At 72.2% G+C, this 19255-nt stretch carries 15 protein-coding genes; 9 read left to right on the forward strand and 6 right to left on the reverse strand.

What is annotated here, in order from left to right:
* The first annotated feature begins 207 nt into the window (after positions 1-207).
* Positions 208-2376, forward strand: a complete 2169-nt coding sequence (locus GTY96_RS36595) for a Kelch repeat-containing protein (RefSeq protein ID WP_235686133.1) — start codon at positions 208-210, stop codon at positions 2374-2376.
* A 49-nt stretch (positions 2377-2425) separates the two neighbouring features.
* Here the strand turns inward: GTY96_RS36595 and GTY96_RS36600 are convergent, their stop codons facing one another.
* Positions 2426-3331, reverse strand: coding sequence for a helix-hairpin-helix domain-containing protein (locus tag GTY96_RS36600; protein ID WP_143905154.1), 906 nt, complete (start codon positions 3329-3331; stop codon positions 2426-2428).
* Positions 3332-3500: 169 nt separating this feature from the next.
* Between GTY96_RS36600 and GTY96_RS36605 the strand changes: the two genes are divergently transcribed.
* Positions 3501-4616 (forward strand): hypothetical protein, encoded by a 1116-nt coding sequence (locus tag GTY96_RS36605; protein WP_143905153.1) that lies wholly within the window; start codon positions 3501-3503, stop codon positions 4614-4616.
* Between the two features lie 4 nt (positions 4617-4620).
* Here GTY96_RS36605 and GTY96_RS36610 read toward each other — a convergent pair whose 3' ends face one another.
* Positions 4621-5019 (reverse strand): RidA family protein, encoded by a 399-nt coding sequence (locus GTY96_RS36610; protein WP_161667126.1) that lies wholly within the window; start codon positions 5017-5019, stop codon positions 4621-4623.
* 118 nt (positions 5020-5137) lie between these two features.
* Here GTY96_RS36610 and GTY96_RS36615 point away from each other — a divergent pair, with 118 nt between their 5' ends.
* The 3 genes from GTY96_RS36615 (at position 5138) to GTY96_RS36625 (ending at position 10833) form a co-directional block, all read left to right on the forward strand.
* Positions 5138-6766 (forward strand): peptide chain release factor 3, encoded by a 1629-nt coding sequence (locus GTY96_RS36615; protein WP_143905151.1) that lies wholly within the window; start codon positions 5138-5140, stop codon positions 6764-6766.
* Positions 6767-6834: 68 nt separating this feature from the next.
* Positions 6835-8853: a hypothetical protein gene (locus tag GTY96_RS36620; RefSeq protein WP_161667127.1), complete on the forward strand. Its 2019-nt coding sequence runs from the start codon at positions 6835-6837 to the stop codon at positions 8851-8853.
* An 18-nt stretch (positions 8854-8871) separates the two neighbouring features.
* Positions 8872-10833: a hypothetical protein gene (locus GTY96_RS36625; RefSeq protein WP_161667128.1), complete on the forward strand. Its 1962-nt coding sequence runs from the start codon at positions 8872-8874 to the stop codon at positions 10831-10833.
* Positions 10834-10836: 3 nt separating this feature from the next.
* Here GTY96_RS36625 and GTY96_RS36630 read toward each other — a convergent pair whose 3' ends face one another.
* Entirely contained in the window at positions 10837-11379 is a 543-nt protein-coding gene (locus GTY96_RS36630; RefSeq protein ID WP_161667129.1) for a hypothetical protein, read from the reverse strand.
* A gap of 43 nt (positions 11380-11422) precedes the next feature.
* Here GTY96_RS36630 and GTY96_RS36635 point away from each other — a divergent pair, with 43 nt between their 5' ends.
* On the forward strand, positions 11423-12928 hold the full coding sequence (locus tag GTY96_RS36635) for a carboxypeptidase M32 (RefSeq protein WP_161667130.1): 1506 nt from the start codon (positions 11423-11425) through the stop codon (positions 12926-12928).
* 1 nt (position 12929) lies between these two features.
* On the opposite strand, the gene GTY96_RS36640 is transcribed toward GTY96_RS36635, so the two are convergent.
* Both GTY96_RS36640 and GTY96_RS36645 read right to left on the reverse strand, forming a co-directional pair.
* Positions 12930-13286 (reverse strand): hypothetical protein, encoded by a 357-nt coding sequence (locus GTY96_RS36640; RefSeq protein WP_143905146.1) that lies wholly within the window; start codon positions 13284-13286, stop codon positions 12930-12932.
* A gap of 193 nt (positions 13287-13479) precedes the next feature.
* Complete coding sequence (locus GTY96_RS36645) at positions 13480-14649, reverse strand: ribonuclease D (RefSeq protein WP_143905145.1); 1170 nt, start codon at positions 14647-14649, stop codon at positions 13480-13482.
* A 65-nt stretch (positions 14650-14714) separates the two neighbouring features.
* Between GTY96_RS36645 and ttcA the strand changes: the two genes are divergently transcribed.
* From ttcA to GTY96_RS36660, 3 genes are read left to right on the forward strand one after another with little or no spacing between them, the layout of a single operon-like run.
* Positions 14715-15575 (forward strand): tRNA 2-thiocytidine(32) synthetase TtcA, encoded by an 861-nt coding sequence (ttcA, locus tag GTY96_RS36650; RefSeq protein ID WP_143905144.1) that lies wholly within the window; start codon positions 14715-14717, stop codon positions 15573-15575.
* Positions 15554-16378, forward strand: coding sequence for a tellurite resistance TerB family protein (locus GTY96_RS36655; RefSeq protein ID WP_143905143.1), 825 nt, complete (start codon positions 15554-15556; stop codon positions 16376-16378). Before ttcA ends, GTY96_RS36655 begins: the two co-directional genes overlap by 22 nt.
* 13 nt (positions 16379-16391) lie before the next feature.
* Positions 16392-17216 (forward strand): phosphate/phosphite/phosphonate ABC transporter substrate-binding protein, encoded by an 825-nt coding sequence (locus tag GTY96_RS36660; RefSeq protein WP_143905142.1) that lies wholly within the window; start codon positions 16392-16394, stop codon positions 17214-17216.
* A gap of 244 nt (positions 17217-17460) precedes the next feature.
* Here GTY96_RS36660 and GTY96_RS38655 read toward each other — a convergent pair whose 3' ends face one another.
* Entirely contained in the window at positions 17461-19179 is a 1719-nt protein-coding gene (locus GTY96_RS38655) for a serine/threonine protein kinase (RefSeq protein WP_328701128.1), read from the reverse strand.
* Positions 19180-19255 lie beyond the last annotated feature (76 nt).

Below are 19255 nucleotides of genomic sequence, written 5' to 3' on the forward strand. Positions count from 1 at the left end.
CTCGTAGCGCATCATCTCGCCTTGCCTCCTTGCGGAGACAACAACCGGCGCTCCCACATCCATCAGACACGGCCTAGCGCCCCGCCTGGGCGACGACCGCGCGTGAGTGAGAGGAATTCACCGGTGGTGTCTTTCCTCCGTCTGGGTTAAGGGGCCGCCCCCCCGCGGCGAAAGCCGCCCCCCCAGGAAGTAAAGGATTACCCCCCGATGAACCGGATACGTCTTCACGGCCTGCTGGCCGTGCTCGCGCTCGCGTGCGCGGTGGCCTGCGCGCCCGATGCGCGGCCCTTCGTTCCCTCCACCTCCACCGCGCGCGTCGACGTGTCGACGTGGAGCAGCGCCGGCACGATGGCCTCGGCGCGCGTGGACGCCACCGCCACGTTGCTGCGCAATGGCTATGTGCTCGTCACGGGTGGCGGCACGTCCGCGGCGGAGCTGTATGACCCCCGCACCAGCCGCTGGTTCAGCCTGGGCGCCATGGCGACGAGCCGCCAGCGCCACACCGCGACGCTGCTGGCCTCCGGCAAGGTGTTGCTGGTGGGCGGCGGCACGTCCGTGCTCGCCTCGGCGGGGGCGGAGGTGTTCGACCCGGACACCAACGGCTGGTCCGCCGCGAGCGGGTTGGACGTGCCCCGCTCCCAGCACACCGCGACGCTGCTGCCGGATGGCCGGGTGCTGGTGGCGGGCGGCGACAGTGGCGCTGGCAACGCGCTGGCCACCTCGCTCCTCTACGTGCCCGCGAGCAATGCCTGGGTGGCCACGGGCCGCATGGGCGCGGCCCGCCTGGGTCACACCGCGACGCTGCTGCCGGATGGCCGGGTGCTCGTCACGGGCGGCCGGGACAGCGCGAACGGGAACGTGCTCGCGTCGTCGGAGCTGTTCGACCCGGCGTCGGGTGCCTGGCTGCCGGTGAATCCCATGCTCACCCAACGCACGGGGCACACCGCGACGCTGCTGCTGTCCGGGCAGGTGCTGGTGTCGGGCGGCTTCGCGGGCAGCCTCGCCACGGACCTGTCCGAGCTGTACGACCCGGGCACCGGCACCTGGACCGCCCAGGGCGCGCTGCCGACCCTCTGTGTCTTCCACACCGCGACGCTGCTCACCTCCGGGCAGGTGTTGCTCACCGGGGGCTCCACCGGCGGACAGCCGTACCTGGACCGCGCCGCGCTCTATGACCCGGCCTCGGGCACATGGACGCAGACGGCGCAGATGGCCACGCGCCGCATCAGCCACGCCGCCGCGCTGCTGCCTTCCGGAGAGGTGCTGGTCCTGGGCGGGGTGCCCCAGGCGGGTGCGCGCAATGCGTCCGCGGAGCGCTACCGGCCCTCCGTCCTGCCGTGGCGCGCGGCCGCGAACCTCGTCACCGCGCGCTCGCAGCTCACCGCCACCCGGTTGGGCTCCGGTGAGGTGCTGGTGGTGGGCGGGGCCTCGTCGGCGGGTGCGGCGCTCGCGGGCGCCGCGCTGTACGACGAGGCGACGGACAGCTGGAAGGACGCCGCCGACCTGAGCACCGCGCGGTTCCTGCACTCCGCCACGCCGCTGGGGGACGGCCGGGTGCTGGTGAGCGGCGGCCAGCGGGATGCCGCCACCTGGTTGTCCGCCACGGAGGTGTACGCGCCCGCCACGGGGACCTGGACTCCGGTGGGGAGCATGGGCGCGGCGCGGGCGCGTCACACCGCGACGCTGTTGCCTGGCTCCGGCAAGGTGCTGGTGACAGGCGGGGTGTCGGGTTCCAGCTCCGCGTCCACGCTCGCGAGCGCGGAGGTGTATGACCCGTCCACGGGCACGTGGAGCGCCACGAGCGTGATGGCGCATGCGCGCGCGTATCACGCGGCGGTGCCGCTGCCTTCGGGCCGGGTGCTGGTGATGGGCGGGAGCTCCACCGGGGCCGACGCGCTCACCGCGAGCGCGGAGGTGTATGACCCGGCCACGGGCACCTGGACGGCCACGGCGCCGATGGCGGTGGCGCGCTATGGCCATGTCGCGATGCCGCTGGGGGATGGGAGTCAGGTGTTGGTGGCGGGGGGCTGGGGCGCGGATGGACCGCTGCGCTCCGTGGAGCTCTACGACGTGGCTCGCGGCACCTGGAGGACGGTGGCCTCGCTGAACACGCCGCGCTACCTGCCGCATGCCACGGTGCTGCCCACCGGCCGCGTGCTGTTGGTGACGGGGGAGGGGGGCTCGGGGCTGGGCGTGCTGGATTCGGCGGAGGTGTACGACGCCGCGACGAATGCGTGGACCCCGGCGGGCATCCTGTCCATGCGCAACACACACCACGCCCTGTCGGTGCTGCCCTCCGGCCGGGTGCTGGTCGCGGGCGGAAGCGGAAATGGCGGCGCGCGCGTGGGCGTCGACGTGTACTCACCGGCGCCTTGAGCCACGCTCCCGCGAGGGCGGGTGACGCTCACCCGCCCTGTCGCGCGGATCAGGCCCCCGCGTGCGGTGCTTCATGCGCGGCGTCCTCGCGGGCGTAGTAGGCGAGGCACTCCTCCTCGCGCCCGCGCACCACGCGCCTGCCGTTCAGGGGCCCGACGTGGGAGGTCACCACCGTGTGCTGGCCTTCGACGTCATCCTGGTCGAAGTAGATGACCACCCAGTCATGCGTGGCCTCCTGCTGGTGCGCCAGCGCGGTGTTGGAGAACAGGGCCCGCAGGGTCCAGCCCTCCACGTGCTCGCGCATCACCGGCAGCCACGCCTCGCCTGACGGGTTGAAGCGCTTGGGCGCGATGCGGCGCAGCTCTCCGGCCGCCGCCCTCCGGCGGTAGTCCGCGTCCACCTTCAAGAGCAGCGCCACGGAGGGACGCGGCCCGTCCTCGGGCCCGTGGGGGCGCCCCCGCTCGCGCTCCCTCCGGTTGCGTCCCAGCCGCGCGGCCAGCACCTCCCGCACCTGCTCCGCGCGCCGGGGGCCGAACCCCTCCACCCGCTCCAGCCGTCCGTCGTGCGCGGCCAGCTCCAGCGCCTCCAGCGTGGTGATGTGGAGCGCCTCGTGGATCCGCTTCGCCAGCTCCGGTCCGATGCCGGGCACGCTGGCGAGCAGGCCTTCGGGGGAGGCCTCCTCCTCCAGCCGCTGGAGCAGCTCCATCCGCCCCGTGCGCACCAGCTGCGCGACCGCCGCCGCGATGCTCTTGCCCACGCCGGGCAGCTCCCTCAAGCCCGCTTCCCCATGCTCCGCCAGCACCCGCGCCACGGAGTCCGGCCAGCTCGCGAGCGTGGCCGCGGCCTTCCGGTACGCCCCCACCCGGAAGGGCATCGCGTCCTGCGTGTCCAGCAGGTCCGCCACCCGCTCCAGCGCGTCCGCGATGTCGATGTTGCTCTTCCATTCGACGCCCATGGTCCTTGGAAGGTAGGCCTCCCCCGAGGGGGCGGCCACCCCACCGGCCGACACGGGCGCACATGGGCCCCCGCGCGAGAAATAATTCCCCGCCCGCAACCACCTCGGACCCCTGGGGTTTGGAGGGACAGCAGGCAGTCACGCGAACCCTTCGAACTGGAGAATGACGATGCGCTGGAACAAGACGTTGGCGGTGGGTGCGGCCCTGGTGCTCTCGACGGCGTGCGGCGGGGTGGATGATCAGGAGGCGGCGGAGTCGCTGCCGGACTTCGCGGGCACGTCGCTGGAGATCAACGCGGACGCGCCCGCGCAGGATGGCGCCGCGCTCGTGGCGCAGGACCTGATGCAGGTGGAGGCCTCGCTCGACGGTCAGGGCGCCGTGATGCTGGAGGGCGCGCGCATGCAGGTGAAGGCGCTCAACGACGCGCTCCGGCAGGCGCTGGTGCCCATCGCGGAGCTGGTGAAGCGGTCCGCCAACGCGCAGCCCGGCGACGTGCTGGTGTACGGCCCCGCCGACCGCGCCAACGCGACGTTCAAGCTCTCCGTGCGCAAGGGCGTGGGCCAGCGCTACCAGTGGAAGCTGGAGGCCCGTCCGCTGGGCAGCACCGACGACACCGCCTACAAGCTGGTCGCCGCGGGCGCGCTCAAGCGCAACGGCGACGCGCACCGCGGCCGGGGCACGCTGGCCATCTCCCTGGACAACCTCAAGGCGGTGGCCCCGTCCTTCGCGGGCCAGGGCAAGATGATGATGTCGTTCGCGCACTTCGGGCAGGGCAGCAAGTCGCTGGCGTACCGCCTGTCCAACTTCACCCCGGACACGTCCGCGCATCCGGCCGTCACCGGCGCCTTCGTGGGCCACAAGCTCCAGGCCACCGGCGTCACCCGCGTGCGCGTGCTGGGCCCGTACAACCTGCCCGGCACCGCCACCAGCGCGAAGGAGACGGTGCTCTCCTCCGTGCGCCACATCCCCGGCACCGGCGGCCGCGTGGACATCCTCGCCTGGGGTGGCGACATCGCGGCGAACACCGCCTACGTCGGCACCGCCTGCTGGAACGCCCAGGAGAAGGAGCTCTTCCGCGTCCTCTTCCGGTGCTCGGACTCGAGCCGCCCGGCGTCCTGCACGGAGGTGGAGGGCAGCCGCGTGGGCACCGCCCAGGACTGCCCCGCGGTGGAGCTGCGCGGCGACGTGGCGCCCCCCACGGGCGCTGGCGATGACCTGTCGCCCGAGCCCGGCAACCCCGGCGCGCCGGACGACGCGCCCACGGACGTCACCGCGGAGTTCTGAGCCGTCAGGCCGGAGCGGACGCCACCACCGCGTCCGCTTCGATCTCCACCAGCATCCGCGGGTCGATGAGGGCCTTCACCTCCACCATCGACGTGGCGGGGCGGATGGCCGCGAACACCTCGCCGTGGGCGCGGCCCACCTCCTCCCAGCGGGAGATGTCGGTGACGTACATGCGCGTACGCACCACGTCCTCCAGCCGGGCCCCCACGGCCTCCAGCGCGGCGCGGATGTTGGCGAGCGCCTGGGCGGCCTGCCGGTAGGCGTCTGCTTCACCCACCAGCTGGCCGTCCGCGCCGGTGGCGGTGGTGCCGGAGACGGAGACGAAGGGGCCCACGCGGACCGCCCGCGAATAGCCGACCCGGGGCTCCCAGGGCGTGCCGGTGGCGTGAAGGGTGCGTTGCATGGCGGGGCTCCCGGGGTGGGCGCTGAGGGGTTTCCTGGAGGGCCGGTGCCCTGCCGGGCCCCCAGGCGCTGCTTGCAAGCTGCAAGGAACGACCGCCCGTGATAGTTGGCCTCGGATCATGGCCAACGAGCTCGAGAGGGAGGTCGCCCGGCGACGGACCTTCGCCATCATCTCCCACCCCGACGCGGGAAAGACAACCCTCACGGAGAAGCTGCTGCTCTACGGCGGCGCCATCCACCTGGCAGGCAGCGTCAAGGCCAAGCGGGCCCGGCGGCACGCGACCAGCGACTGGATGGAGCTGGAGAAGGAGCGCGGCATCTCCGTCACGTCGTCGGTGCTCCAGTTCAGCTACCGCGACCACGCGGTCAACCTGCTGGACACCCCGGGCCACCAGGACTTCTCCGAGGACACCTACCGCACGCTCTCCGCGGCGGACGCGGCGGTGATGCTCATCGACGCGGCGAAGGGCGTCGAGCCGCAGACGAAGAAGCTCTTCAAGGTCTGCCGCATGCGCAACATCCCCATCTTCACGTTCGTCAACAAGCTGGACCGCTACGGCCGCGAACCGCTGGAGCTGATGAACGAACTGGAGCAGGTGCTGGGCATCCGCTCGTACCCGATGAACTGGCCCATTGGCATGGGGCCGGAGTTCCGGGGCGTCTACGACCGGCAGGCGCGCGTGGTGCACCTGTTCTCCGCCGAGGGCTCGCACGGCGAGTCGGAAGTGGCGGAGCGCTCGGTGTCCATCGACGCGCCGGAGATCAAGGCGGTGCTCACCGACGCGGAGCTGGAGAAGCTGCACGAGGACATCGAGCTGCTGGACATCGGCGGGGATGCCTTCACCCGCGAGAAGTCGGACACGGGGCAGCTGACGCCCATGTTCTTCGGCAGCGCGATGACGAACTTCGGCGTGCGGCCCTTCCTGGACGCGTTCCTGGACCTGGCGCCCGCGCCCACGCCGCGCCCCACCACCCAGGGCCCGCGCGAGCCGACGAACCCCAAGTTCGCGGGCTTCGTCTTCAAGATCCAGGCGAACATGGACCCCGCGCACCGCGACCGCATCGCCTTCATGCGCGTGGTGAGCGGCCGCTACGTCAAGGGCATGAACGCGTTCCACTCCCGGCTGGGCAAGGAGGTGCGGCTCGCGAAGCCCAGCCAGTTCCTGGCCGCGGAGCGCACGTCCATCGAGGACGCGTGGCCGGGGGACGTCATCGGTCTGTTCGACCCGGGGCAGTACCGCATCGGCGACTCGCTGGCGGAGGGCTCCACGGAGGTCAACTTCGAGGGCGTCCCGCGCTTCAGCCCGGAGTTCTTCGCGGTGGTGCGCTCGCGCGACCCGCTGCGCCGCAAGCAGATGGAGAAGGGCCTGGAGCAGCTCTCCGAAGAGGGCACGGTGCAGATCTTCCAGCAGCTGAGCATGGGCATGAAGGACCCCATCGTCGGCGTGGTGGGCGCGCTCCAGTTCGAAGTGCTGCAGTACCGCCTGGAGCACGAGTACGGCGCGCGCATCGCCCTGGACCGGCTGCCCTTCAGCCACGCCCGGTGGGTGGTGGGGCAGAACTTCGACCCGCGCTCGTTCGACTGGGAGGGCAACCGCCAGACGGTGCAGGACCGCGACGGGTTGCCCCTGGTGCTCTTCCGCGACGACTGGGCGCTCCAGCACGCGGAGGAGAAGCACCCGGAATTGAAGTTTGTCTCGGAAGCCCCGATGCTGCGTCAGGCGTCATCCATCGCCACGGGTAGCTAGTCGAGGGAGGACCGTTCCCATCCTGGCCGGCGGGGGGCCGGTGACGTCCTTCAGGATCGCGGTGCAACATGAGCGTGGAGGCACGCGTCGCGGCCCCTCCCGTGTCGGGAGGAGCGCGGCATCCGTGGCGGCTCGCGGCCATCGCGCTCGTCGCGGTGGTCGGGCTGTGGCCGTTGTTCAAGTACCACGTCGGTCCCGACAACGAGCTGCGGGTGCGCTTCCCCGTGACCCCCGGGGCGCCGACGGGGAGCGTGTCCTTCCAGCGCGAAGGCCACGCGCCCCAGCAATGGACGCTCGAGGAGGCCAGCCTGTGGCAGCACGTCGGCGACGGCCTGCCGCCGGGCATGCAGGAGCTCCACATCGCCCTGCCTCGCCGGGCGGTGCAGGCGGACGTCACGCTCCGGAACGTGCCGGTGCGGATCACCCAGGTCTCCTGGGTGTCCAGGCGCGAGCCCGTCGGGCTGCGTGAGGCCCCGGCCCTGGCCTTCGACCAGCAGGCCGAGGGGGACGGCGCCGTCCGGCTCCACGTGCCCGCGCTGTGGCCGGGCTTCTGGGCGCTGGACGCCGCGGACGCGGTGTACGGCGTGTCCGCGTGGCTGCTGCTCTGGCTCGTCCTGGAGGCGGGGTGGGGCAGGGGGCGCGTGGCCGCGTTCGGCCGGCGCCGCGCGGGCTGGGCGAAGTACGCGCTGCCGCTCGCGCTGGCGTGGGGCTCGTGGTGGGCGGCGTTCTTCCCCGGCCTCGTGTCGTTCGATCCGCTGTCGCAGTGGCAGCAACTGGTGCAGGGGCGGTTCTCCAACTGGCACCCGGCGTTCCACACGTGGTGGCTGGGCGCCTTCGCCTGGCCCTTCCAGTCGCTGGGCGCGGCGAGCGGCTTCCAGGTGCTGCTGTTCGCCACGGCGATGGGCAAGGTGCTGGAGGAGCTGGGGCACTGGAAGGTCCCCGCCTGGGCGCGCTGGGGCGTGGTGCTCTGGGCGGGCCTGTCCCCGGCGGTGGGCGTCAACATCATCGCGGTGTGGAAGGACACGCCCTTCACGCTGATGTGCCTGGTGTCCGTGTCGCTGCTGCTGCGCATGGAGCGCACGCGGGACGCGGGGGCGGGCAGCGCGCTGCGGCTGGGCCTGTGCGTGGCGTGCCTGGGGCTGCTGCGCCACAACGGCATCCTGCTGGCGGTGCCCGCGCTCGTCACCGGCCTGTGGCGGATGCGGGACCGCCGGGCCCGGGGGCTGCTGCTGGCAGCGGGGCTGGGGGGCATCCTGTTCGTGCGCGGGCCCGTCCATGCGCTGGCGAAGGTGGCGCCCGCGCCGCCCACGCTCACGCAGGTGTTGACCCTGCACCGGCTGGGCGCGATGGCGGCGTCGCCGGACCTTTCGGAAGAGGACGCGCGGGTGCTCGAAAGCCTCATGCCCTTGCCAGCGTGGCGCGCCCGCTACGTATGCCATGCGGTGGGACCGCTCCTCTTCGACCATTCGCCGCTGGGCGCCGCGCCGGAGCGGCTGGAAGGCCGGGGGCTGGAGCTCGCCGGGGTGGTGGCGCGCTTCGCGCTCCGGCATCCGGGGGTGTTCCTGGACCAGGCGCTGTGCGTCACCCGCTATGTGTGGGCCTACGAGCCGAAGCTCTACGTGGGGCCCTTCAACGGCCAGGGAAACACCGTGGACCCCAACGCCTTCGGTTTCAGGACCCGCTCGTGGCTGCCCCGCGCCCAGCGGGCCCGCGAGGAGTTCTTCTTCGCGACGACGGTCGGTGGTGCTACCTGGACGCGGATGCTGTTCTGGCAGCCCTCCCTGTCCTTGTACCTCCTGCTCGCGGGACTGCTGGCCACGTGGACCCGGCAGCGGCGTGTGGCGCCGCTGCTCGTGTTCCAGGCCGCGCTCCTCAACACCGTGGGCTGGCTCGTGCTGTCGCCGAACCCGGACCTGCGCTTCCTGTTCCCCACGCTGGTGGCGGCACCGCTCGCCTGGGCCTGGGCCTGCGCGCCCCGCCTGCGGGCGGCCAGGGAAGGGGACGCGGGCGCGGAAGGGGACGGGGGCCTGCCCGAGAGGACGCATTGGGTGGACGCTGGTTCAGCCGCGTCCTCGGGAGTCGCCTGAGCGATGGAAGTGGAAGGCATGGGACGCACGCGTCAGGGAGTCTGGCTGGGGTTGGCGCTGCTCGTGGCGCTCGCGCTCTGGCCGCTGTTCAAGTACCAGGTGGGGCCGCTCAGCGAGCTGCGGCTGCGCATCGAGTCGGTGGGGTGGCCGCTGGAGGGCAGCGTGACCTACCAGCGCCAGGGGCATGGGCCCCAGGCGTCGCGTCTCTCCAAGGACGACCTGACCCTGTACGACGGCCACGGGCTGCCGGAAGGGGTGCAGGAGCTGCGCATCCCGCTGCCGAGGCGGACGGTGGCGGTGGAGGTCGCGCTGGAGAAGCTGTCCGGCCGCACCGTGTCCCAGGCGAGGTGGGTGGCGCGGGCGCCGGTCCTCTGGGGCGACCCGGGCGGCGCGCTCGCGTTCGAGCAACACACCGACGAGGACGGAACCGTCCACGTGCGCATCCCCGAAACGCGGCCGGGCTTCTGGACGCCGGACGTGGCGGACGTCGTCATGGTGCTGGGGACGTGGTGGGTGCTCTGGCTCGCGCTGGAGGCGCGCTGGGGGACGGGGCGCGCGGCCGCCTTCGCCCGGCGCCGCGCGGGCTGGGCGAAGTACGCGCTGCCGCTCGCGCTGGCGTGGGGCGGCCTGTGGCTGCTCTACTTCCCGGGGCTCATCGGGTTTGATCCGTTGTTGCAGTGGGAGCAGGTGGTGGCGCGCCAGTTCGTCAACTGGCACCCGCCGTTCCACACGTGGTGGCTGTGGCTCATCGCCGGGCCGTTCGACTCCATGGCCTCCGTGAGCGCCCTCCAGGTGCTGATGTTCGCGGGGCTCCTGGGCAAGCTGCTGGAGGAGCTGGGGCACTGGAAGGTGCCGGGCTGGGCCCGCTGGGCCGTGGTGGCGTGGGCCGCGCTGTCCCCGGCGCTGGGCACCAACGTCATCGCGGTGTGGAAGGACGCGCCCTTCACCTGGATGTGCCTCTGGGCGGGCCTCGTCATCCTCCGCGCGGAGCGCACCGGCGGCCTCACGGTGAAGGCCGCGGCGCGGCTGGGGCTGTGCGTGGCGTGCATCAGCCTGCTGCGGCACAACGGTCCGCTGGTGGCGTTGCCGCTGATGGTGAGCGCGCTGTGGCGCTATCCAGGTTCGAGGCAGCGGGGCACCCTGGCCATCCTGGGCGTGGGCCTGACGCTGCTGGTGCGCGGGCCGGTGTACGTGGCGGCCAACGTGAAGCCCTCGCCGCCGCTGCTCACGCAGGTGTTGAGCCTCCACCGGTTGGGCACCGCCGCCTTCCACGCGGACACGCTGCCCCCCGACGACGTGAAGACGCTCACCTCCCTGATGCCGCTGGAGGATTGGAAGCGCCGCTACCGCTGCGAGTCCGTGGGCTTCCTCATCTGGCCCGGCTCGCCGCTGTACGAGCACCCGGAGCTGCTGGAGGGCCGGGCCCTGGAGATGGCGGGCGTGGTGGGGCGCTTCGCGCGCAGCCACCCGGACGCCTTCTTCGACCAGTGGGTGTGCGTCACCCGCTACCTGTGGGCGCTGGACTCGATGCTCTACATCGGTCCGTTCCAGCCGGACGGCGGCGCGGTGGACAAGAACGTCTTCGGCTGGAGGACGCGCTCCTGGTTCCCGGCGCTGGCGCGGCCCTACACGCAGGTGCTGCTCAAGGCGTCCATCGGCGAGCCCTGGCAGCGCATCCTGATGTGGCAGCCCGCGCCGTCGCTGTACCTGCTGCTCGCCGCGCTGTGCGGGGTGCTGTGGCGGCAGCGAAGCCCGGGCGCGCTGCTGGCGTTGCAGTGCGCGCTCACCAACACCGCCGCGTGGCTGGTGCTGTCGCCGAACCCGGACCTGCGCTTCCAGTTCGCGGCGATGCTGTCCGCGCCGCTCGCGCTGGCCCTGCTGCTGGCGCCGCGGCTCGCGCGGACGGCGGCCCGGGAGGCGCCCGGGCCGCGGGTGACGGCGGACGTGGTTCCGGCGCGGGACCGGGACACCGCCGCCTGAGCGCTACTTGTGCGGCACCACGGTGCCGCCGCGGAAGGCGGAGTCGCGCAGCACCAGGCCCTCCTTGGAGAGGCGCGCGGCCTTGGGGCCGACGAAGAAGTCCTTGGGGTCGCCCCGGCGGAAGGTCTTCTTCACGAACTCCTCCACCTCCAGGTAGAGGCGGCGGAACTTGTCCGGGGCCGCGTCGCGGCGGCCCGTCTGGGACGTCACCTCCAGCTCGACCCACATCTTCCCGCTGAGCAGCTCGCCCTCCTCGTTGCGGCGCGAGCGCTCCACGAAGATGACGGGCGAGCGCACCTCGTCGATGCGCCAGGAGCCCTTGTCCGGGCCGCGCTTCACCTTGTCCACCAGCGCGGGGCCAATCTCGCTGGCCACCAGGTACAGGTCCTCCTCCGGCAGGCGCGGGATGTTGTCCGGGGTGGCCCGGAAGGGCGCCCAGTCCGCGGGCACGCGCCGGGGGTAGACCTCCAGCACGTGGCGCTCCAGGAAACGGAAGAAGGCGACCTCGTCGTCGGGTGCCATGAAGAATTGGAGGATGTTGGCCATCGCGGCGGTCCTCATACCCTGGAAGCGCGCTAGAAACACAGTCATGGACTCCTGGCTGCGCTCCCGGATGCATGAGCTGAACGACCTGAACGGCGTCATCAACCTGGCCTCCTGGGACCGGGAGGTGTACCTGCCCGCCAGGGCGGCCCCCGCCCGCGCCCAGCAGCTCGCCACCCTCCAGGCCCTCCACCACGAGCGGCTGGTGGACCCGCGCCTGGGCGAGGCCCTGGCCCGCGCCGGGGAGGGAGGACCGGATTCCGCGGCCCTGACGCCCGACGAGCGCGCCATGGTGCGCCTGCTCACCCGCGAGCGCGACCGCGCCGTGCGGCTGCCCGCCCGGCTGGTGACGGCGCTGGCGGAGGCCCAGGGCGAGGGCATCCAGGCGTGGCGCGAGGCGCGCGACACGAAGCGCTTCGCCCGGTTCCAGCCCGCGCTGGAGGCGCTGCTCGCCCTGCGGCGTGAGCAGGCGGACGCGCAGGGCCACGACGGCGAGCGCTACGACGCGCTCCTCGAAGGGTTCGAGCCCGGCATGCGCGTGAAGCGCCTCACCCCGGTGCTCACCGCGCTGCGCGACGCGCTCATCCCGATGGTGGCCGCGCTGGGGGCGCTGAAGCGGCCCTTCCCGGCGTTCCTGGACGGCCGCGCCTACGACACCGCCCAGCAGTGGCGCTTCACGATGCGGCTGTTGGGGGCGGTGGGCTTCGACCTGGAGGCGGGCCGCCAGGACGTCAGCATCCACCCGTTCACCAACAGCCTGCACGCGCAGGACGTGCGCCTCACCACGCGCCTGGACGCGGCGTGGCCGCAGGCGGCGCTCTTCGGCACGCTCCACGAGGCGGGCCACGGCCTGTACGAGCAGGGCTTCTCCCCGGAGCACCAGCGCACGCCGCTGGCGTCGGTGCCCTCCATGGGCCTGCACGAATCCCAGTCCCGCCTGTGGGAGAACCTGGTGGGCCGCGGCCGGCCCTTCTGGGCGCACCACTTCCCCGCGCTGAAGGAGGCCTTCGCGCAGCCGCTCGCGGACGTGGACCTGGACGGCTTCCACGCGGGCATCAACCACGTGGTGCCGTCGCTCATCCGCGTGGAGGCGGACGAGGTGACGTACAACCTGCACATCGTCCTGCGCTACGAGCTGGAGCTGGCGATGCTGCGCGACGAGCTGCCCGTGTCGGAGCTGCCGGCCGCGTGGAACGAGCGCATGCGGCGCTACCTGGGCCTCACGCCGCCGGACGACACCCAGGGCGTGCTGCAGGACATCCACTGGGCCTGGGGAGAGCTGGGCTACTTCCCCACGTACGCGCTGGGCAACCTCTACGCCGCGTCGCTGTACGCCGCCGCGAACCGCGCGCTGCCGGCGCTGGACGCGGACCTGGCGCGGGGGGACACGGCGTCCCTGCTCGGGTGGCTGCGCGCCCAGCTGCACTCGCAGGGCTTCCGGCTGCCGGCGGAGGAGCGCGTGCGCGCCATCACCGGCGAGGGGCTCACGGACCGGGACTTCCTCGCGTACCTGCGCGCGAAGTACGGCGCGCTGTACGGCGTCGCGCTCTAGCTCAGGCGGCGAACACCAGCGGGCGGCACGCGCGCGCCAGGTGCAGCGCGTCCCGCGCGAGCGCGTCCGAGGCCGGGTCCAACGCCTCCAGCCACGCGGCGCGCGCCACCTGACTGCCCAGCTCGAAGCACAGGCTGGCGGTGCGGCGCGACAGCCGGCTCTCCTTCTGGAGGGCGCGCACGTTGAGCTCGCACAGCTCCGCGCACTGGCGCAGCAGGCGGACCGCGTCGTCGTCCGCCGGGATGCCCTGGGCCGCCAGCCGCGCCATGCCTTCCTCGCAGGCGCTCTGACACCGCAGGCTCGCGGCGATGCATCGGGAGACCTCCGTTCGCGCCGCGCCTGTCCTTGCTCCCAACATGGCCACGCCCTCCCTGAAGTGCGGCGTCAAAGGTACGCACGCCCGCCGTCCGCGCAACCAGCACTGAAGGCCCAGATGGGGCGTGAACACCTGCGTCCCGGGGCCATGGACACGCGCGGCGTCAGGGATGCGCACGACTCACGGACGATTCACGTGAATCGCGCCTGTCCTGCCTTGGGGGGCCGGGGAAACGTCAGCTGCCCAGCACCGGGAAGGCCTTGAGCAGCTCGACCAGCTTCTCGCCGTAGAGTTGGACCCGCTTCGCGCCCAGGTAGGGCAGCTGGGCCAGCTCCTCCACGCTCGCGGGCGGCTTCGACGCCAGCGCGTCCATCAGCGGGTTGGTGAGCACCACGCTGGGCGTCACCTTGCGCGCCGTGGCCTGCTCCACGCGGAAGGCCTTGAGCGCGTCCTCGCGCTTGCGCCGGTGGGGGTCGCGCGGACCCTTGGGCTCACGGTCCAGGTCCAGCTCGCCCCGGGCGGCCTTCTGCTGTTGTTCGCGGATGAGGGCGAGCAGGGCGTCGCCGTGCGCGCGCACCACGGCGCCGCGCACGCCGGCCGCGCGGGCCAGGTCCTTGTGCGTGTCCGGCTGCTTCATCGCCAGGTCGGTGATGGCCATGTTGGACAGCATGCGGCCCATGGGCACGTTGTCCTTCTCCGCCCACTCCAGCCGCAGCTTGTGCAGCCCCTGGGCGATGGCGTGCGCCAGCGCGTACTGGGTCTGGGACAGGCCGCTGCGGGACAGCTTGGGCTTGTACTCGGCGCCGACCTCCGGACGGGCCTCGGCTTCGGCGCACATGCGGTCGCAGTCCAGGAGCACCTCTTCCAGGATGTCCGCCTCGCGGCACGCGTCGCGCACCTGGCGGCCCAGCTCGCACAGGTAGCGCACGTCGTTGGCGATGTAGTCGCGCATGCCCGGGGGCAGGGGGCGCAGGGCGAAGTCGGACTGCTGGTGCTCCTTTGGCAGCTCCACGCCCAGCCGTTCACGGGCCAGGTCCGCCAGGCCCACCTTGGGCCAGCCCAGGAGCGTCACCGCGCGGTGCGTGTCGAAGAGGCCGCGCACGCGCACGCCTGCCTCCGCGAGGAACTGGAGGTCGCCCTGGGCGGCGTGGAAGTACTTGGTGCGCGCCGGATCCTCCATGCCGGGGGAGAGCAGGCGGGGATCCACGCCCGGCTGGAGCGTGTCGAAGAGGAAGATGTCCGTGTCGGTGCCCAGCTGGAGGAAGCACAGGCGGGCCCGGAAGGCGTGCATGGCGTCCGCCTCCAGGTCCACCGCCCACTCCGGCGCGGCTTCCAGCCCGCGCGTGGCGGCCTCCGCGCTCGCGCTGTCCACCACGTCCACGGCACCCTGAGGGAAGGTCGGCATCGCGGGGAGCAGGCTAGCGGACCGGCACGCCCGTTTGACGTGTTTTTTCCCGAACCGCCGCTAGGATGGCCCCGCCGATGAACGACGCCCAACGTCTGGAAAAGAGCCTGCTTGGCCACATGGGCCGGGCCATCGCGGACTTCCGCCTCATCGAGGCCGGGGACCGCATCATGGTGGGCGTGTCGGGAGGCAAGGACTCCTACACGATGCTCCACCTGCTGCGCGAGCTGCAGCGGCGGGCTCCCGTGAAGTTCGACCTGCTGGCGGTGAACCTGGACCAGGGCCACCCCGGCTTCCCGGGCCACGTGCTGGAGGGGTACTTCCAGCGCGAGGGCTACGCCTACAAGATGCTGAAGGAGGACACCTACAGCATCGTCCTGGAGAAGACCCCCCCGGGCAAGACGCAGTGCTCGGTGTGCTCCCGCCTGCGCCGGGGCATCCTCTACAACGCCGCCGTGCACCTGGGGTGCAACAAGATCGCCCTGGGCCACCACCGCGACGACCTCATCCACACGATGCTCCTGAACATGTTCTTCGCCGGGAGCCTCAAGGCGATGCCGCCGCTCCTGAAGAGCGACGACGGGCGCAACGTGGTCATCCGGCCGCTGTGCTACGCGCCGGAGAAGGAGATCATCCAGTTCGCGGAGGCGAAGCAGTTCCCCATCATCCCCTGCGACCTGTGCGGTTCGCAGGAGAACCTGCAGCGAAAGCGGATGCAGAAGCTGGTGGAGGACCTGGGCCGGGAGATCCCCAACGTCCGCCAGAGCCTGCTGAACGCGATGTCGAACGTGCGGCCGACGCACCTTTTGGACAAGACGCTGAACCCGGACCCGCTGAACGCGACGGAAGAAGAAGGGCCCCGGGCCACCCCCCCCACCACCGAGACGCAAGGGAGCGCCAGTCCATGGCTCGAGAGCAGGCAGTAAAGGCGCGCAAGGAGCGCAACGCGGCGCTGGTGGAGGCCATGCTGCTGGCCGCCATGGCGGATGGCAGCGTGTCCCAGCGCGAGATGCAGACGCTGCTGGCGCGCGTGCTGGAGCGCCCGGAGTTCGAAGGCACGCAGTCCGGAGAGCTGAACCAGCTGGTGGAGTCCAGCGCGGCGCGGCTGTCGGAGGCGCGCAACCTGGAGGACGTGCTGTCGTCCCTGCGGCGGCGGCTGCCGGACCACAAGAACCGGATGCTGGCCTTCGGGCTGGCGGCGGCGGTGGCGCTGGCGGACCAGCGGGCCACGCGCTCGGAGCTGGGGTTGCTGAAGACGTTCCAGGCGGCGCTGGGCATCTCCGAGGACGAGGTGGCGCAGATCATCGACGTCATCGAGCAGGGGGGCAGCCTGTCGGAGGCGCTGGGCGAGCCCCTGGAGCGGCTGTTCGCGGAGGTGATGGTGCTGGTGCTGGCGGCGGACGGGCAGCTCAAGGAGGCGGAGGCCCGGGCGATGGTGGAGAGCTTCGCGGCGGATCCGCTCTTCCAGAACGTGAGCCCGGAGCGGGCGCAGGGCTTCGTCAGCGAGTCGGTGGCGGCGCTGGCGTCGGACGGGCTGCCGCAGCGACTGCAGGTGCTGGCGCACGGCCTGGCGACGCACTCCCAGCGGGTGAAGGCGTACCAGCTGGCCACGAAGATCGCCCACGCGTCCGGCCGGACGAGCGTCGCGGAGCAGCGGATCCTGGATTTGCTCCAGGCGACGTTCGGTCTGGCTGACGATGAAGTGGCGCGGCTGGACCAGCAGGGGTAAGCAGGGAGGTGGCATGACCCCGCACGTCCCCTCCGGTCCGCGGCACTCCTTCCGTTTCGGCCTGCCGCCATCGCTGGGCAGTGAGACGGCGCGCGAGCGTGCGGAACGGCTCGCGTCGTTCCTGCAGCGCGCGCTGGGCAAGCTGGTGGAGGTGAATGTCGCCACCAGCTACGAGACCCTGGCCAAGGACCTGTTGTCCGGGCGCGCGGACGCGGCCTGGGCGCCGCCCTTCGTGTGCGCGCGCATGGAGGCCATGGGCGTGCGGGTGCTGACGCGCGGGGTGCGCCGGGGCATGTCCAGCTACCGCTCCGCGCTGGTGGGCCGGGCGGGCTCCGGGCTGACGCTGGAGAAGCTCAAGGGCGCCACGGCGGCGTGGGTGGACCGCGATTCGGTGGCGGGCTACCTGCTGCCCAGCGCGTTCCTCAAGACGCAGGGGCTGGAGCCGTCGCGGGCGTTCGTGTCGCAGCAGTTCACCGGCTCCTACCACGGCGCGCTGGAGGCGGTGCTGGACGGGCGGGCGCAGGTGACGAGCGTGTTCTGTCCGCCGGCCTCCACCGGGCTGAGCTTCGCCACGGGCGTGGATGACGTGCTGGGCCCCGGGATGGGGGCGAAGTTCGAGCTGCTGGCGTACACGGACGAGGCCCCCAACGACGGCGTGCCGGTGGCGATGGGGCTGCCCGCGCCGCTGGTGGCCTCGCTGGAGTCAGCGCTCCTGGGGCTCCAGTCCACGCCGGACGGGCAGGCGCTGCTGCGCGACATCTTCAACGCGGACCGTTTCGAGGTCGCGCCGCGCATGGGCTACCGCGCGCTGTACCGGGTCGCCCTGGCCAGCCTCTAGACGCCGCGCCTTCTCCGCCGCGCGGTGTGAGGCGAATCACGGCTGCGCGGTGCCGCGGATAGCGACTGCGCGGTGTGACGCGAGTCCTGGCTGCGCGGTGCCGCGCGGGCGGCGACCTCGCGGTGTGACGTGAATCCTGTCCGCGCGTTGCGACGCGAGTCATGGCCTCGCGTGAACCGGGTGTCCTCGCGGCCGTCATGGGCCCCCGACCCCCGGCGCGCTGCTCCATCGAGTCCGGGAACCGCTACTTGCCGGAGTCGGGATCATTCCCGCGCGAGGGGCGCCGGGCGGAGGAGACGGAGCCCTCGGAGGCGCGGCCCGCCTTCGCGGAGGCCTTGCCGCCGGCGGAGTCGTCCGCGGCGCGCGCGGACTTCGCCGAAGCCCGGCTGTCGGCCTCGGAGGAGGCCCGCGCGGTCTTCCCCGGGGAGCGGCCCCCGGTGGAACCTTCTGGTGCACGGCCGGGCTTGGCGACAGGCCGGGCTCCGCTGGAGTCCTCCGCGCGCACGGCTCCGAACTGCGCGGTGGAGGAGCGGCCCGTGTTCGAGTCACGCCGAGCGGCCTCGTGCTTCGCGGTGGAAGCACGGCCCTCATCCGCGTCGCCGCGCACGGCCTCGTGCCTCGCGGTGGACGCATGACCCTCTCTTGCGTCGCCGCGCACGGCTTCGTGCTTCGCGGTGGAGGAGTGGCTGGCGTCCGCGTCTCCGAGCACGGGCCGCGTGTCCGCGTGGCTCAGGCCGGTGTTCTCACGGGTCCTCACGGGCCGGGCCTCGGGGCGGCTCAGTCCGGAGTTCTCCTTCGTGCGCGCCGTCCGCTCCGGCGGTGCTCCCTCGCCTGAATCCTCCGGCGACGCGGCGGCCTTCGTCGACGAGTGGCTCACGCCGGACGGCTCCGGCGCGCGGGGCGCCTTCACCTGCGCCGCCGCCTTGCCCTGGGGGGGCGTCGTCCCGGAGGCCGGGGCCTTCGCGGGGGCGCTGCCTCCTGGCCGGGCCATCAGGCGCGGGTCGAAGTAGATCATCGTCGGCTCGGCCGCGAAGCGCTCCTCTTCCAGCTCGTCCGCGTACACGTCCCGCATGAACGCCGCCAGGTGCGCGCTGGTGCCGTGCAGCTTCTCCTGCTGAAGGAACTCCTCCAGCGCCAGCTGCAGCTCGCCCGCCGTGGAGAAGCGGTCATCGCGCTTGCGCGCCAGCGCCTTGAAGACGATGGGATCCAACGACTTGGGGATGCCCGGCACCGCCTCCGACGGCGGGACGATCTTGAAGCCCACCACCGCCTTGAGCGTGGCCATCTCCGTCTCACGCTTGAACAGGCGCCCGCCCGTCAACAGCTCGTAGAACACCGTCCCCAGCCCGAACACGTCCGAGCGCGCATCCAGCGGCTCGCCCCGCGCCTGCTCCGGGGACATGTACGCGTGCTTGCCCTTGATGGTGCCCACCACCGTCTGGGACAGCTTCCCCTGCGCCTTCGCCACGCCGAAGTCGATGAGCTTCACGCCGCCGTTGAAGCCCACCAGCACGTTCTGCGGCGACACGTCCCGGTGGATGAGCGACAGCTTGCGGCCGGACGGACTGCGCGCGTTGTGCGCCGCGTCCAGCCCCGCCGCCGCCTCCGCGATGATGCGGCACCGCAACCCCAGCGGAAAACCGCCCGGGTGCGCCGACGCGCGCGGCACCAGCGACCCCAGCGGCTCGCCGTGCACGTACTCCATCGCGATGTAGTACTGCCCGTCCACGTCCCCCATCTCGTAGATTTGCGCGATGTTCGGGTGGTTGAGCAGCGCCGCGATGCGCGCCTCGTCCAGGAACATCTGGAGGAACTCGTCGTCCTCCGACAGATGCGGGAGCAGCCGCTTCACCACCAGGAGCTTCTGGAACCCCACCGGCCCCTTCTGCCGGGCCAGATAGACGGCCCCCATGCCGCCGGTGGCCAGCTTGCGCAGCAATTCATAGCGGCCGAACGTTTCCACTCCGGCCGTGACGATAGCCGCGACCGCTCGGATCTCAAAAGTCCGGGCTGTCGTGAAAACACGAACCGGGCCGGCC

Source organism: Corallococcus silvisoli (genome assembly GCF_009909145.1).
Lineage (GTDB): Bacteria > Myxococcota > Myxococcia > Myxococcales > Myxococcaceae > Corallococcus > Corallococcus silvisoli.

Excerpts from the sequence above, each read along its gene's own strand:
- GTY96_RS36595 (WP_235686133.1), top strand. The coding sequence starts at position 208 with ATGAACCGGATACGTCTTCACGGCCTGCTGGCCGTGCTCGCGCTCGCG.
- GTY96_RS36600 (WP_143905154.1), bottom strand. The coding sequence starts at position 3,331 with ATGGGCGTCGAATGGAAGAGCAACATCGACATCGCGGACGCGCTGGAG.
- GTY96_RS36605 (WP_143905153.1), top strand. The coding sequence starts at position 3,501 with ATGCGCTGGAACAAGACGTTGGCGGTGGGTGCGGCCCTGGTGCTCTCG.
- GTY96_RS36610 (WP_161667126.1), bottom strand. The coding sequence starts at position 5,019 with ATGCAACGCACCCTTCACGCCACCGGCACGCCCTGGGAGCCCCGGGTC.
- GTY96_RS36615 (WP_143905151.1), top strand. The coding sequence starts at position 5,138 with ATGGCCAACGAGCTCGAGAGGGAGGTCGCCCGGCGACGGACCTTCGCC.
- GTY96_RS36620 (WP_161667127.1), top strand. The coding sequence starts at position 6,835 with ATGAGCGTGGAGGCACGCGTCGCGGCCCCTCCCGTGTCGGGAGGAGCG.
- GTY96_RS36625 (WP_161667128.1), top strand. The coding sequence starts at position 8,872 with ATGGGACGCACGCGTCAGGGAGTCTGGCTGGGGTTGGCGCTGCTCGTG.
- GTY96_RS36630 (WP_161667129.1), bottom strand. The coding sequence starts at position 11,379 with ATGGCCAACATCCTCCAATTCTTCATGGCACCCGACGACGAGGTCGCC.
- GTY96_RS36635 (WP_161667130.1), top strand. The coding sequence starts at position 11,423 with ATGGACTCCTGGCTGCGCTCCCGGATGCATGAGCTGAACGACCTGAAC.
- GTY96_RS36640 (WP_143905146.1), bottom strand. The coding sequence starts at position 13,286 with ATGTTGGGAGCAAGGACAGGCGCGGCGCGAACGGAGGTCTCCCGATGC.
- GTY96_RS36645 (WP_143905145.1), bottom strand. The coding sequence starts at position 14,649 with ATGCCGACCTTCCCTCAGGGTGCCGTGGACGTGGTGGACAGCGCGAGC.
- ttcA (WP_143905144.1), top strand. The coding sequence starts at position 14,715 with ATGGCCCCGCCGATGAACGACGCCCAACGTCTGGAAAAGAGCCTGCTT.
- GTY96_RS36655 (WP_143905143.1), top strand. The coding sequence starts at position 15,554 with ATGGCTCGAGAGCAGGCAGTAAAGGCGCGCAAGGAGCGCAACGCGGCG.
- GTY96_RS36660 (WP_143905142.1), top strand. The coding sequence starts at position 16,392 with ATGACCCCGCACGTCCCCTCCGGTCCGCGGCACTCCTTCCGTTTCGGC.